This is a genomic window from Pseudomonas sp. KD5 (genome assembly GCF_012932895.1).
In the GTDB taxonomy this organism is placed as follows: domain Bacteria; phylum Pseudomonadota; class Gammaproteobacteria; order Pseudomonadales; family Pseudomonadaceae; genus Aquipseudomonas.
Genome location: NZ_JDWJ01000020.1, coordinates 1 through 14,224 on the forward strand (window position 1 = coordinate 1; position 14,224 = coordinate 14,224).

Consider the following 14,224-nt stretch of genomic DNA (forward strand, 5'->3'; position numbering starts at 1 on the left):
TCGCTGCTGTCAACACCTCTTTTTCTCCGCTTTCGACCGAGAAGATCGAACCGTCAATAAGGCGACAACTCTCTGCCTTACCAACTCCTTCTGGCTTCGATGAACTGAAGCGTAACTGCTGTCGAAAACTGCGTAACTCGTTGTTTACCAAGGAGTTTTCCGTTTCGACTGCGCCGGAAGTGGGGCGAATTATAGACGTCCAGGATCTGCCGTCAACCTCTAATTACGCCTTTCTTGCAGAAGGTGCCTTTTTAACGATTAAACGTGGAATTCGGCGGGTTACAGGCGGCAATCTCAATACTAATAACAACGCACCTATAGAAGCGTAGATCGCCCACTCCCTCAGATCGGCGCGAACGATCCACAACATATGCAGTAACCCAAGCCCGAGAATCACATAGACCAACCGATGCAATCTTTTCCAGCGAACGCCCAAACGCCGCTGACTGTAACGATTGGAGGTAACCGCCAGCGCCAACAAACCGAGAAACCCCAGCACCCCGACGATAATGTACGGCCGCTTGCGCAACTCGATACCCAGTTGTGACCAATCAAAGCCGAGGATGAACGCCGTATAGCCGCTCAAATGCAAAACCACATAGGCGAAACACCACAACCCCAACTGCCGTCGGACAGCTATCCACCCCGACCAACCGGTGAGTTTCTGCAAAGGCGTCATGCTTAACGTAATGAGCAGCAGGACAAGCGTCCCCAACCCCAGACGATCAACCAGCACCTTTCCTGGATCAGGCCCCAGCACATCCACCCAGGCCTGATACAACCAAAGCAGCGGCCAAACCGCCGCGGCGATAAAGACACCAATACGCCAGAACAGATATCGCATCAGTAATTCTTCCGCAGATCGAGCCCTGCATATAAAGAAGCGACTTCATCCGAGTAGCCGTTGAACATTTGCGTGTCCCGCACATTGGGCTTGAACAGACCGCTCGGTAAACGTCTTTCCCGTGCCTGCGTCCAGCGCGGGTGATCGACTGTCGGGTTCACGTTCGCATAAAAGCCATACTCATTCGAGGCAATGCTCTGCCAGGTGGTTTTCGGCTGCTCACTGACCAGGCTGATTCGCACGATGGACTTGATGCTCTTGAAGCCGTATTTCCACGGCACCACCAGACGTAGCGGCGCACCGTTCTGATTGGGCAACTCACGTCCATACATGCCTACAGCGAGAATCGCCAACGGATTCATCGCCTCATCCAGACGCAGCCCTTCTACATATGGCCAGTCGATCAAGGCGAAGCCAGAACGTTGTCCAGGCATACTCTTGGGATCTTGCAGGGTTTCAAAGCGAATAAATTTGGCCTTGGACGTCGGTTCTACTTCCTTCAGCAAAGCCGAAATTGGAAAACCTATCCACGGAATGACCATCGACCAGGCCTCCACACAGCGAAGACGATAAATACGCTCTTCCAGCTGATAAGGCTTCATGAAGTCTTCCAGCGCATACCGCCCCGGCTTACCCACCTCCCCGTCTACCACCACGCTCCACGGTTCGGTTTTTAGCGCACCGGCGTTGGCCGCAGGATCGCCTTTGTCGGTACCGAACTCATAGAAGTTGTTGTAGTGGGTCGCATCCTTGAAAGGCGTGATTGCTTCATCCTTGACGTTGACCGCCCCCCATTTAGTGGAAGGCAGTTTTTCGGCAAACCAGGACGGCGCCTTGCCAGGCTCGACATCGGCATAACGCGCAGCATCGTCGGCACTCGCCCAGCGTGGCAGCGTACTCACAGCCAAACCGGCAACGGCCGCGCCTAATACATTGCGACGAGAAAGGTAGAGAGATTCAGGCGTGACGTCTGACTCATGACAGTCAGACGCTTTGGGGACTTTGATCAGCATGGCAACTCCGCAGCATTGGAGGACAGATGCACCCATAGACTGCGGAGTATGAGGGAAATTACATCACTCGGCTTTTTTGTGCCGACGAAGACGCAGCAGGTACTGCACCGGCCCGGAAGCCGCATAGGCGAGGAAAACCAGCAGCAGGATGCGCGGCGGATCACTGAATACAACGGCAAATACCAGCACCACTGCCAGGATCGCGACGAAGGGAACGCGCCCCTTCAAGTCCAGCTCCTTGAAGCTGTTGTACTTGATGTTACTGACCATCAGCATGCCCGCGGCGGCAACCATCAGCGCAACCAGGAATGACATTTTGGAACCCTGAATGCCGTAATCGCTGAACGCCCAGACAATTCCCGCGACCACACCGGCCGCGGCCGGGCTGGCCAGACCGATGAAGTAGCGCTTGTCGGCGGTGCCGACCTGCGTGTTGAAGCGTGCCAGGCGCAACGCCGCACCCGCCACATAGATAAAGGCGACCATCCAGCCGACTTTGCCCATATCGCCCAAGGCCCAGCCGAATGCCAGCAAAGCCGGCGCGACGCCAAAGGCAACCATGTCCGACAGCGAGTCGTACTCCGCACCGAAGGCGCTTTGGGTGTTGGTCATGCGAGCGACGCGACCGTCGAGGCCGTCGAGCACCATGGCGACGAAAATCGCGATCGCGGCAAACGCAAAATACTTGCTCGCGCCGATTGCATCACCGGCACTCAAGGCGCTCTGGGCGCTCATCGAGTTGATGATGGAATAGAACCCTGCGAACAGGTTCGCAGTGGTGAACAGATTCGGCAGAAGATAGATACCACGATGCCGGACTTTACGGCCTTCAGCGTCATGCCCTTCTTCGATGTGCTCATCGATGGGCAGAAGGCTTTCGGCGTCAGAAGCCTGCTTTGGCTCTTCGGGACGTTCGCTCATGGACATTACCTTGCAACGGGGTGGAAAGTTTCGACAGGTGTCTGGGACGACGGTTCGACCGCAAACGATGCAGCTTTATACCAGAACCGGCGGATCCAAACGAAAAAACGCGGCCTAGGCCGCGTTTTCCGTACAAGCTCGTGACTTAGTTCTTGGCTTTGTCGACGATCTTGTTGGCACCGATCCACGGCATCATGGAGCGCAGTTGCTCACCGATGATTTCGATACCGTGAGCGGCGTTGTTACGACGCTTGGCGGTCATCGAAGGATAGCCGGTGGCGCCTTCGCTGATGAACATCTTGGCGTATTCGCCGTCCTGAATACGTTTCAGGGCATTGCGCATGGCCTGACGGGACTCGGCGTTGATTACTTCCGGACCTGTCACATACTCGCCGTACTCAGCGTTGTTGGAGATCGAGTAGTTCATGTTGGCGATACCGCCTTCGTACATGAGGTCAACGATCAGCTTCAGTTCGTGCAGGCATTCGAAGTAGGCCATTTCCGGCGCGTAGCCAGCTTCAACCAGGGTTTCGAAACCGGCTTTTACCAGCTCAACGGTACCGCCGCACAGAACGGCTTGCTCGCCGAACAGGTCGGTTTCGGTCTCGTCCTTGAAGGTGGTTTCGATGATGCCGGTACGACCGCCACCAACGCCGGCAGCGTAGGACAGTGCAACGTTTTTGGCGTTGCCCGAAGCATCCTGGTAGATAGCGATCAGGTCAGGGATACCGCCGCCTTTGACGAACTCGGAACGCACTGTGTGGCCCGGAGCTTTCGGCGCGATCATGATCACGTCGAGGTCAGCGCGCGGAACAACCTGGTTGTAGTGGATCGCGAAGCCGTGGGAGAAGGCCAGAGTGGCGCCTTTCTTGATGTTCGGCTCGATTTCGTTCTTGTACAGGGAGGACTGGAACTCGTCCGGGGTCAGGATCATGACCAGGTCGGCAGCCGCTACGGCGGAAGCAACGTCAGTCACTTTCAGGCCGTGGGCTTCAGCCTTGGCAACGGTGGCCGAACCTTTACGCAGGCCAACGGTAACGTCAACGCCGGAGTCTTTCAGGTTGCACGCTTGAGCGTGGCCTTGGGAGCCGTAACCAATGATGGCAACTTTCTTGCCCTGGATGATCGACAGGTCGCAGTCTTTATCGTAGAAAACTTTCATGAATTTCCCCTTTATATCTGGCCCTCAGGCCATTCGCTAATTTGGTTTAGATGCTCAGTACTTTGTCGCCGCGGGCAATCCCGGTGACGCCACTGCGTACGGTTTCCAGAATCGAGGCAGTGCCGATCGATTGAATGAAGCTGTCGAGCTTGTCGCTGGTACCGGTCAATTGAACGGTATACACGCTGGCGCTGACATCAACGATCTGCCCACGATAAATATCGGTGGTGCGCTTGATCTCGGCGCGCTGGGCGCCGGTAGCCTTGACCTTGACCAGCATCAGTTCGCGCTCGATATGAGCACTCTCCGACAAGTCGACCAGTTTGACCACTTCGATCAGTTTGTTCAGGTTCTTGGTGATCTGCTCGATGATTTCATCATGGCCGACAGTGGTCAGCGTCAGACGCGACAAAGTCGGGTCTTCGGTCGGCGCCACGGTCAGGCTTTCGATGTTGTAGTTGCGCTGCGAAAACAGGCCGACTACACGAGACAGAGCGCCCGGTTCGTTTTCCAGAAGCAGGGAAATAATGTGCCGCATGATTAAGTACGCTCCGTCTTGCTCAACCACATATCACGCATGGAGCCGTCTTTGATCTGCATCGGGTAGACGTGCTCGCTGGTGTCAACCGAGATATCGATAACCACCAGGCGATCTTTCATGGCGAACGCCTCCTCCATCTTCGACTTCAAATCTTTCGAGTCGGTGATGCGCACGCCAACGTGACCATAGGCCTCTGCCAGTTTGACGAAGTCAGGCAGCGATTCCATGTAGGAGTGCGAGTGACGGCTGCCATAACTCATGTCCTGCCACTGGCGAACCATACCCAGCACGCCATTGTTCAGGATGACGATTTTTACCGGCAAACCGTATTGCAGGCAGGTCGACAGTTCCTGAATGTTCATCTGGATGCTGCCCTCGCCTGTTACGCAGGCGACATCGTCATCCGGGAAGCTCAGCTTGATGCCCATGGCCGCCGGGAAACCGAAGCCCATGGTGCCCAGGCCACCGGAGTTGATCCAACGGTTCGGCTTGTTGAACTTGTAGTACTGCGCCGCGAACATCTGATGCTGACCCACGTCGGAGGTCACAAAGGCGTCGCCCTTGGTCACTTCGCACAGGGTTTCGATCACGGTCTGCGGCTTGATCACGCTGCCGTCGCCCTTGTCGTAAGGGAACAGACCGCGGTCACCGCGCCACTCATCAACTTGCTTCCACCAGCTGGCAACGGACTCCTTGTTCGGGGTCTCGCCGATTTCCTTGAGGATCGCGACCATTTCGGTCAGGACGCTCTCGACCGGGCCAACAATAGGCACGTCTGCCTTGATGGTCTTGGAGATCGAAGCCGGGTCGATGTCGATGTGAATGATCTTGGCATTCGGACAGAACTTGGCCGGGCCGTTGATCACGCGGTCATCGAAACGCGCGCCGACTGCAAGGATCACATCGGCATGGTGCATCGCCAGGTTGGCGGTGTAGCTGCCGTGCATGCCGAGCATGCCGATGAACTGACGGTCGGTGCCAGGGTAGGCACCCAGGCCCATCAGGGTATTGGTCACTGGCAGGTTGAGCATCTTCGCCAGCTCGGTCAGCGGCGCAGAGCCACCACCGAGGATCACGCCGCCGCCCGAATACAACACAGGGCGCTTGGCCGCCAGAAGCATTTCGGCTGCCTTGCGGATTTGCCCGGAGTGACCGCGAACGGCCGGGCTGTAGGAACGCAGCTTGGCTTTTTTCGGGAAGATGTATTCGAACTTTTCGGCCGGGTTGGTCATGTCTTTCGGGATATCGACAACGACCGGACCAGGACGACCGGATTGCGCCAGGTAGAACGCCTTCTTCATGACTTCCGGGATTTCCGAAGCGTGCTTGATCATGAAGCTGTGCTTCACGATCGGCCGGGAGATACCGATCATGTCGGTTTCCTGGAACGCATCGGTGCCTACCATGGTGCTAGGCACCTGGCCGGAAATGATCACCATCGGAATGGAGTCCATGTAGGCCGTGGCAATACCGGTGATGGCGTTGGTTGCGCCCGGGCCGGAGGTCACCAGTACCACGCCGGCTTTACCGGTGGCACGGGCATAGCCGTCAGCCATATGGGTCGCAGCCTGCTCGTGACGAACCAGGATGTGGGTCACTTCCGGTTCTTTGAACAGGGCATCATAGACATGAAGAAGAGCACCACCCGGGTACCCGTAGATATATTTGACGCCTTCGTCACGCAAAAAGCGGACGAGCATCTCACCGCCAGATAAAAGCTCCACGTTGTTCACCTCTAAAACGCCAGAATACCGCCCACATACAAGAGGACGGGTCTTAATAGGTTTACTTCTCGGCAGAGCATGAGCGACGGTGGTCGCCGACTACGTCAGCACTGACTGAGCAAGTATTGGGATCGTCCCAAGTGTTGCGGGCCTTTCCCACCCAGCGCGAGGTAACGCGTTGCGGGTGTAACAGGTCGGCGCGGATGTGCGCCTCATGATCTACCGAGTGGGTCTGCTTCTGGCAGTCCCTCTACAGCGGACTTTGGATTCTTCTGTTTCGCCCATCGCAAGTCAAGCCGTCAATGTGCTTTATTGAACTAAGCGCATGAGAACGCAAGAAAAAACCTTTAAACCGCAACTGTGTTAGCTTCAATTGCGCACCCCCGATAAGGAAATGGCATGCGAACGCTCATCTTCACCGCCAGCTTACTGATCAGCCTGAGCCCTTTGTGCATGGCGGGTCAGATCTATAAATGGGTCGATGCCCAGGGCGTCACCCATTTCGATGCGCAGCCGCCCCAGGGCCGGGAGGCCACCGTCATGGTCACGCCCTCCCCGCCCATCGGCAAACCGGGCGTGCTACCGCACGGCAACGTCATCGGCGATCAAAAGGCCATCGATCACAAAGTGAAAAAGCAGGTCGCCGAGCAGCAGGCCCAGCTAAAAGTGTTCTGCGAACAGGCTCGGACGAACCTGGCTCAACTGCAGAACAATCCGCGATTGCGGGAGGAAGTCGACGGCGAGACGCGCCGCCTGACCGACCAACAACGTCAGGAGCGCATCACCGAAGCACAGAAACAGATTGCGAAAAACTGCCAGTAAGCACTGGCAGTATCCGATTCAGCGGGAAACGGTGATCAACGCGTCGAACTCTTTGAGCAAGGCCTGAAGCTGCCGATCCTTGCCTTGGACATTGCGGGAGGCGAAGACCATTTCGGCCATCTCCTGAATGCCCGATGCGTTGGGCAACGGCAGATCCTGCTCCAGGATCGACTTCATCCTTGGCAAGAAGATCCATTGCAGCCATTGCTCGAAATCCAGCGTATCCACCGAAAATGGTTCAACGCTGGAAAGCGCCTCAGCGGACGGCGGTACTTCATCCCACCAGCCCTGAACGCGCAGCTCGCGCTCGATCAACAGCAACTGTTCGGCAATCTTCGGAAAGCGAGTATCCATCACAGCGAAACCTTGGCCTTCTGACGAGCCAATGCTGCACCGGCCGGATCACCCTGTTTCTCACGGGCCTGGGCGATCAATTCCCACAGGCTGGCCTGAAGGTCCGGACGCCCATTGGCGAACGTCAGACCACGACGGGCAAACTGCTCGGCCTGTGCCGCATCACCTTGAGCCATACGTACCTGGGCCAGGCGATAAAGCACTTGCGGCTCGCGTGGTGCAACACGCTGGGCACGTTCGAGACTGGAAGATGCACCATTAAGGTCGCCACTGGCCTGTTGCTGCTGGGCAGTGGTCAACAATGCCAGGACCGGACCGTCCAGTTGTTCATCGGCGGACAGACCGCCGGAGTTCGCCGAAGGAATCCCGCTGGGCGTCGACGGCATGCTGTAACTGCCCTGATTGATCGGTGCCGACTGAACCGGCGAGGTATCAATCGGCCCCGGAGTAATCGGGCCCGGGGTAATCGGCGAAGTGCTGATCGGTGCCGAGGAGACGGCGCCACCACCCGGGACCATCACCACGACCCCGGTGTCACCTTGCGGGATCGCCTGAGTCTGAGCTTGTACAGGACGTTTCACCGTCGACTGACGGAAACCGCCATTCGCCGAAATCCGCTCACTGTTGGAGACGGCAGTGCCGGCGTCCACAACCGGGATCGAACCACGCTGTACAGTGGAGCAGCCGCTGAGCAAAGCCACGGCAGTCACCGCTGGAATCAACCACTTGTTCACTTCAAATCCTCTTTGCTTAATTCATCCAGCCCTTGACCCAATCCATCACCGATTCTGCAGGGCTTTCGCCACCGCAAGCAGCACCGGGAGGCGGTTCGCTGCCGCGAATATACGGCATCTGCACCGCGCCTGGGCAGCTGGCTTCGGAACCTTGCCCGGTGCGTGAATCGACCCAGGCCTGAACAATGTTGTCCGGTTGCGGCATGTCCAGCGGCAGCGGATCGGCCTTGCGCATGAAACTGGTCCAGACCTGCAACGCACCGGTGGCACCGGTAAACGGTGTCTTGCCATTATCATCGCGCCCCAGCCAGACCACGGCCAGCAGATCCTGACTGAAACCGGCGAACCAGCTGTCCCGCGAATCGTTACTGGTACCAGTCTTACCGGCCAGGGTCAGGGTTTTCGGCAACACGTTATAAACCGAACTGCCGGTACCTTCGCGCATGACGCGCTGCATGGCGTTCTGGATCAGGTAAATGGACGCCGGATCAAATTGCTGCTGAATCTGGAACGGATAACGCTTGAGCGGCTCGCCCTCGGCAGTCAGTACGCTGCGAATCCCGCGCATCGGCGTATTGAACCCGCCATTGGCCAGCGTCTGGTACATGGTCGCCACTTCGATCGGGGTCATACCGCCGGCACCGAGCAACATCGACGGGAACGCCGGGAATTCGCGGCTTACGCCCAGGCGTGCCAGGGTCTTCAAGACATTCGGCACGCCCACCGCCAACCCGAGACGCGCGGTCGACAGGTTGTAGGAATGCGCCAACCCTTGGTACAGGAACACCGTGCCGTGGGAACGGCGATCATAGTTCTGCGGCTTCCAGATCTGACCGTCCGCGCCTTTGACCGAGAAGTAGTCGTCCGATAGCCAACTGGTCAGCGTGTACTGGCTCGGTTTTTCAAGAGCGGTCAGATAAACCGCCGGCTTGATCAAAGAGCCGATCGGTCGCACCGCGTCCAACGCACGGTTAAAACCGGCAAAACTCGCCTGACGGCTGCCGATCATGGCCTGGACCTCTCCGGTTTCCGGGTTGGTCACGACCATCGCCGCTTCCACGTCATCGGAACCCTTGCGACCCGAAAGACGTTTGAACGTGTCGTTGACCGAGGCTTCGGCTTTCATCTGCAGGATCGGGTCGAAACTGGTGAAGATTCGCAGCCCTTCTTCGGTCAAGTCTTCGTCGCGGTAGTCTTCGCGCAACTGACGTTTAACCAGATCCAGGAAGCCCGGGAACGAGCTGTCGGCCAACTTGCCGCGAGTGGTCACACCCAGTGGCATTTTCTTCGCCGCCTCAACCTGTTCGGCGCTGGCAACGCCTTGTTCCTTCAGTACATCGAGTACCAGATTGCGCCGTTCCAGCGCCCGCTCAGGGTTGCGACGCGGGTTGTAATAGGACGGCCCCTTGACCATGCCCACCAACAAAGCGACCTGGTGCAGTTTCAGCTCGGACAATGGCTGCCCGAAGAAGAACTGGCTGGCCAGGCCGAAGCCGTGCACCGCGCGCTGACCATCCTGGCCGACGAACACTTCATTGAGGTAAGCCTCAAGAATTTCGCTCTTGTCGTAATGCAGCTCAAGCAACATCGCCATCATGGCTTCAGTGAGCTTACGGGTCAGGCTGCGTTCACTGGTGAGGTAGAAGTTCTTGACCAACTGTTGCGTCAGCGTACTACCGCCCTGGGTCATCTTGCCGCCCGAGGTGTTGACGTAGATAGCTCGGGCAATCGACTTCGGTGACACGCCCCAGTGGCTGTAGAAATCCCGGTCCTCTACGGCAACCAGGGTTTCGAGCAGATACGGCGGAACCTGATCGATCTTGATCAGGATGCGGTCTTCAAGGTTTTTCGGGTAAATCCCGCCGATCAGCAGCGGCTCCAGTCGCACCACGGACAGCTTCGCATCGTTGGTCGACGAGAGTTCGGCCACATAGTCGCCGGAGAAGCGCACGCGCACGGGCTGAGGCTTCTCAAGCCCTTCATAGAACTGGAAGCCTCGGGTGTTCAAGTCGACGGTATTGCCATTGACAGCCGCCGCGCCGGGGCCGTTGCTGACAGCTTCGCGTCGGTAGCCCAAGGCATCGAGTTCGGTGAGGAAGTCGTCCTTGCTGAGCTTTTGTCCGACGAACAGCTCGAGCGGGCGCGCGTACACCTTGGCCGGGATGGTCCAGCGCTTGCCGGAGAATTTCTCCTGGACCACGGCGTCGAGGTAAACCGCGAACCCGGCGAGCACCACAAGGCCGACCAGGCTGAGTTTAAGGGCCCAACCCAGCCAGGGGCGCATGCCCTTGGAAGGTGGTTTTTTAGGGGTGCGGGGGGATCGAGTTCGAGTCATGGCGGCGGATTATACGCACTTTATTCATACTCAACAGGAGCCCACCGAGGTTTGCGTCGGACGGACTTGCAGCCATAATGACGGCCTTGAATTTTCCCCCAGACTCTGAAGGATCGCCTGTGAGCCAGTCCCTGATCGCTGCCCTGCAAAACCCGGCCCTCTACCCGCATCCCGTAGAAGGGTTCCAGGTCATCGAGACCCATATTTCCTGGGTGATACTCACCGGTCCCTATGCTTATAAAGTGAAGAAGCCGGTGAATTTCGGCTTCCTCGATTTCACCAGTCTCGAAGCTCGCAAGCATTTCTGCGGCGAAGAGCTGCGCCTGAACCAGCGCCTGACCCATGACTTGTATCTTGAAGTGCTGCCAATCACCGGCAGCGCCGAGGCGCCACAATTGGGCGGCGATGGTCCGGTAGTCGATTACGCCCTGAAAATGCGTCAGTTCCCACAAAGCCAACTGCTCAGCACCCTGCAAGCCAACGGCGAATTGACCACCACGCACATCGACGAGATGGCCGCGCAAATCGCTCAATTCCACCTCAGTGCGCCGAAAGTGCCTGCCGAACACGAAGCCGGCACGCCGGACAGCGTCATGGCGCCGGTACGGCAGAACTTCGAACAAATCCTTCCGTTCCTCAGCGACAAGGCCGATCTGCTGCAACTCGAGGCACTGCAAGCTTGGGCCGAAAGCAGCTTCGAGCGCCTCAAGCCGCTGTTCGCCCAGCGCAAGGCCGACGGCTTCATTCGTGAATGCCATGGTGACATTCACCTGGGCAACGCTACCGTGATCGACGGCAAAGTGGTGATCTTCGACTGCATCGAGTTCAACGAACCGTTCCGCTTCACCGACGTTTACGCCGACACCGGTTTCCTGGCAATGGACCTGGAAGACCGCGGCCTGAAGAGCCTGGCGCGCCGTTTTATCAGCCAATACCTGGAACTGACCGGCGACTACCAGGGCCTTGAGCTGCTGAACTTCTATAAAGCCTACCGCGCCCTGGTTCGCGCCAAGGTCAGCCTGTTCAGCATGCCGGCCGAGGCCGATCCGGTGCAGCGCGCTACCACTCTGCGTCAGTACCGCAACTACGCCAACCTGGCGGAAAGCTACAGCACCATTCCTTCGCGCTTCCTGGCGATCACCCACGGTGTTTCCGCCGTCGGCAAAAGCCATGTGGCCATGCGCCTGGTGGAAGCATTGGGTGCCATTCGCCTGCGTTCGGATGTCGAGCGCAAGCGTATGTTCGGCGAACAGACCGTACCGAACGACCCGCAGGCCGGCATCTATAGCGCCCACGCCAGCGTCGCCACCTATGCCCGCCTGCATGAGGTTGCCAATGTAATTCTGCGTGCCGGCTTCCCGGTGGTGATCGATGCCACTTATCTCAAGCGCGACCAACGCGACAGCGCGGCAAAAATTGCCGAGGCCACCGGCGCGCCGTTCCTGATCCTCGATTGCGACGCGCCGCAAGCGGTGATCGAGAGCTGGTTGAAGCAACGCCAGGCGGACAACAACGATCCGTCCGACGCCAACCTGGCTGTTATCGCCGCCCAGCAAGCCAGCCGCGAGGCACTGACGCCAGCAGAAATCCTCTGCAGCAAGCGCGTCCAGACCAATGAAAGTGGCACCCTCGATACGGTCGTTGCGCAGATTCGCCAGCGCCTGCCTGGTCTGTAAGAAACTATTTCAACCGTGAAGCCCTCACCGGCTTCACGGCTGTCAAATAGTGGCACTATACTGGCGTCATAAAACCATCAGGTGATGTGACATGAGCCAGCCGAAACTTCTCGACACCCCGCTTTATGCCTTGCTGCACAAAGACGACATCACAAGCTTCAACAATGAACGCCCGAAAGATGGACCTATCGACATGGTCGGTGGTGACTTCCGCGGGCTCGATCTGCGTGAACTGAACGCCGACGGCATCGACTTCACCGATGCCTATTTTCGCTCTGCCGACTTGCGTGGCATCGACTTTCGCAATTCATCCCTGGAAGGCGCGAGCCTGGCCCACGCGCAGATCTCCGGCGCCTACTTCCCGCCAGAGCTGAGTGCCGATGAGATTCTGATGTCGATGAATTTCGGTACACGCCTGCGTTATCGCACCCGCTAAAAGCGACGTCTCACCCAGTCCAGCGCCCCCGCCTTGCGCTGGACTTTGTACTTTTTTTGCTCGAAAACTCAATTTTCCACACGCCCCTCGGACTACATGCTCCGCCTTTTCACGCCGCTTCTTGAGCTTTCCTCTTAGAAGCTTTTGCGTCGAAACCGACCAAACAATCACGCTTTTCCTACTGATGGCTACACTGCTGAGAGGCTCGCCCACGCACCATTCGGCTGTCGCAAGGAGGCTTGATGAATGATGAACTGCAACACCTGAAGAATCTTGGCAAGACGTCGGCGCAATGGCTGCATGCCGTGGGCATCCACAGTGCCTCGGACTTGCGTCGGCTGGGAGCTGTGGACGCTTATCGGGCCGTGCGCACTCGCGGTTTTCGGGCGTCCAAGGTGTTGTTGTATGCGATTGAAGGCGCGTTGATGGATGTTCACTGGAACGACATTCCCGCCGAGCGCAAGGAAGCCTTGAACAAACAGCTGGATGCTATTTCGTCTCGCCACAAGAATTGAACGGGTAATTTCACTCGAACGCACAGCCTGAAACCCAATGATTACGAGGATTTCCAGCGAAGGAATGACGTCATTCACTAATACGAGAAATCAGCGGTTGACTTGGTAATGAGAATCGCTATGATTATCACAACTGGTCGCGAGACTGGTCGATATTCTGAAAAGCCCTTGGTTCGGACTCTCAGATTATCTCCTCATCAGGCTAATCACGGTTATTTGACCCGGCTCTTGCCGGGTCTTTTTTTGCCTGTGGAAAACTCGCCTGATTCTATTGGCCTGATGGCTTGCCGAACTGTTTACGCATTTGCGCGCAGTAATCCTGCGGCGGCGTGCTGGGCGTATACCAGACGTAATCGGCCATAGCCGACGTGACCTCAGCGCCCTGCTCCGCCAGCATCAATACCGTTGGTGCCTTGGGCTCCCCCAGGTCCAGCACATGGATCGGCACCCCGACATCCTTGCGTGCGTGGAACGCGCCGGTAAACAACAGTGAAGGCATCGGTGCCGCCCGTAATCGCTCGGCTATCCGCCGGTCACGCTGTTGCTGCACGGCCAGCATCGCGGGCATCTGTGATTCAGGCAGCAAGCCGCAGTGGGAATCGCTGATCTGTGCCAGCAACTCATTCTTGACCGTCGGAGCGTTGGAGCGCGTACCGCTCAATGTTGGCGGTTTGGCATAGACAGTACGGACTTCAGGCGTGTCCAGATTGGCCGCCAGTAACGGGTACGGCTGAGTCAGGGCAAAACGAACGATCGGCCCGTAAAGATTCCAGTCCCATCCCGGCTGCCAGGCCAATGCCCCGGACAAATCGCTCGGCAGCGGTGAGGTATGCCGAACGTCATCGACGCGCTGTTGCTGAACCGGCGTCAGCATTTCCAGCAGCAGGCTGCCTTGAGGCCGTCGCTCACCCAGTGCCTGCAATAACCACAATTGCAGTTGATGGTGATCACGATTGTCATGCTGCTCGCCGACGATCAACCGCGAAGGTTCCGCCAACCGTGCAAGCAGTTCTTGCGCCGTCAGGGTCTGACCGCTGCGCAGATCCCGGATTTCGCCGCTGACCGGCGGCACCGCTACATGCTGGCAAGCACTCAGTAACAGCGCGGCCAGAAAAACCATCATGCGTGTTTTCATCCCTAAAACACC

General features: G+C 57.6%; 14 protein-coding genes. 4 read left to right on the plus strand and 10 right to left on the minus strand.

The annotated features are described in order from the left end of the window. Positions 1-223: 223 nt before the first annotated feature. From msrQ to AF70_RS28665, 6 genes are all read right to left on the minus strand, one after another. A complete protein-coding gene (gene msrQ / locus AF70_RS28640; RefSeq protein WP_019582846.1) occupies positions 224-844 on the minus strand; it encodes a protein-methionine-sulfoxide reductase heme-binding subunit MsrQ in 621 nt (206 codons plus the stop codon). Next, the gene (msrP, locus tag AF70_RS28645) at positions 844-1,857 is read right to left on the minus strand and encodes a protein-methionine-sulfoxide reductase catalytic subunit MsrP (protein ID WP_018930219.1); all 1,014 of its coding nucleotides are present in this window, start codon (positions 1,855-1,857) and stop codon (positions 844-846) included. The genes msrQ and msrP overlap by 1 nt, the downstream gene beginning before the upstream one ends. Positions 1,858-1,920: 63 nt before the next feature. Continuing rightward, the gene (gene pssA, locus AF70_RS28650) at positions 1,921-2,778 is read right to left on the minus strand and encodes a CDP-diacylglycerol--serine O-phosphatidyltransferase (protein WP_008006914.1); all 858 of its coding nucleotides are present in this window, start codon (positions 2,776-2,778) and stop codon (positions 1,921-1,923) included. A 145-nt stretch (positions 2,779-2,923) separates the two neighbouring features. Beyond that, complete coding sequence (ilvC, locus tag AF70_RS28655) at positions 2,924-3,940, minus strand: ketol-acid reductoisomerase (RefSeq protein WP_003228216.1); 1,017 nt, start codon at positions 3,938-3,940, stop codon at positions 2,924-2,926. A gap of 46 nt (positions 3,941-3,986) precedes the next feature. Then, positions 3,987-4,478: an acetolactate synthase small subunit gene (gene ilvN / locus AF70_RS28660; protein ID WP_003205610.1), complete on the minus strand. Its 492-nt coding sequence runs from the start codon at positions 4,476-4,478 to the stop codon at positions 3,987-3,989. Positions 4,479-4,480: 2 nt separating this feature from the next. After that, a complete protein-coding gene (locus tag AF70_RS28665; protein ID WP_026331976.1) occupies positions 4,481-6,205 on the minus strand; it encodes an acetolactate synthase 3 large subunit in 1,725 nt (574 codons plus the stop codon). A 399-nt stretch (positions 6,206-6,604) separates the two neighbouring features. Here AF70_RS28665 and AF70_RS28670 point away from each other — a divergent pair, with 399 nt between their 5' ends. Further along, positions 6,605-7,027: a DUF4124 domain-containing protein gene (locus tag AF70_RS28670; protein ID WP_019582848.1), complete on the plus strand. Its 423-nt coding sequence runs from the start codon at positions 6,605-6,607 to the stop codon at positions 7,025-7,027. A gap of 18 nt (positions 7,028-7,045) precedes the next feature. On the opposite strand, the gene AF70_RS28675 is transcribed toward AF70_RS28670, so the two are convergent. From AF70_RS28675 to mrcB, 3 genes are read right to left on the minus strand one after another with little or no spacing between them, the layout of a single operon-like run. After that, positions 7,046-7,381, minus strand: a complete 336-nt coding sequence (locus tag AF70_RS28675; RefSeq protein WP_019582849.1) for a YqcC family protein — start codon at positions 7,379-7,381, stop codon at positions 7,046-7,048. Continuing rightward, positions 7,381-8,115: a M48 family metallopeptidase gene (locus AF70_RS28680; protein WP_019582850.1), complete on the minus strand. Its 735-nt coding sequence runs from the start codon at positions 8,113-8,115 to the stop codon at positions 7,381-7,383. The genes AF70_RS28675 and AF70_RS28680 overlap by 1 nt, the downstream gene beginning before the upstream one ends. A gap of 16 nt (positions 8,116-8,131) precedes the next feature. Then, entirely contained in the window at positions 8,132-10,450 is a 2,319-nt protein-coding gene (gene mrcB, locus AF70_RS28685) for a penicillin-binding protein 1B (RefSeq protein WP_028940350.1), read from the minus strand. Between the two features lie 119 nt (positions 10,451-10,569). Here mrcB and AF70_RS28690 point away from each other — a divergent pair, with 119 nt between their 5' ends. The 3 genes from AF70_RS28690 (at position 10,570) to AF70_RS28700 (ending at position 13,077) form a co-directional block, all read left to right on the plus strand. Next, positions 10,570-12,126, plus strand: coding sequence for a bifunctional aminoglycoside phosphotransferase/ATP-binding protein (locus AF70_RS28690; RefSeq protein ID WP_028940351.1), 1,557 nt, complete (start codon positions 10,570-10,572; stop codon positions 12,124-12,126). Between the two features lie 91 nt (positions 12,127-12,217). Further along, positions 12,218-12,562 (plus strand): pentapeptide repeat-containing protein, encoded by a 345-nt coding sequence (locus AF70_RS28695; protein ID WP_019582853.1) that lies wholly within the window; start codon positions 12,218-12,220, stop codon positions 12,560-12,562. A 242-nt stretch (positions 12,563-12,804) separates the two neighbouring features. Next, a complete protein-coding gene (locus tag AF70_RS28700) occupies positions 12,805-13,077 on the plus strand; it encodes a TfoX/Sxy family protein (RefSeq protein ID WP_009050884.1) in 273 nt (90 codons plus the stop codon). A gap of 268 nt (positions 13,078-13,345) precedes the next feature. On the opposite strand, the gene AF70_RS28705 is transcribed toward AF70_RS28700, so the two are convergent. Beyond that, on the minus strand, positions 13,346-14,212 hold the full coding sequence (locus tag AF70_RS28705; RefSeq protein ID WP_028940352.1) for a ChaN family lipoprotein: 867 nt from the start codon (positions 14,210-14,212) through the stop codon (positions 13,346-13,348). Positions 14,213-14,224 lie beyond the last annotated feature (12 nt).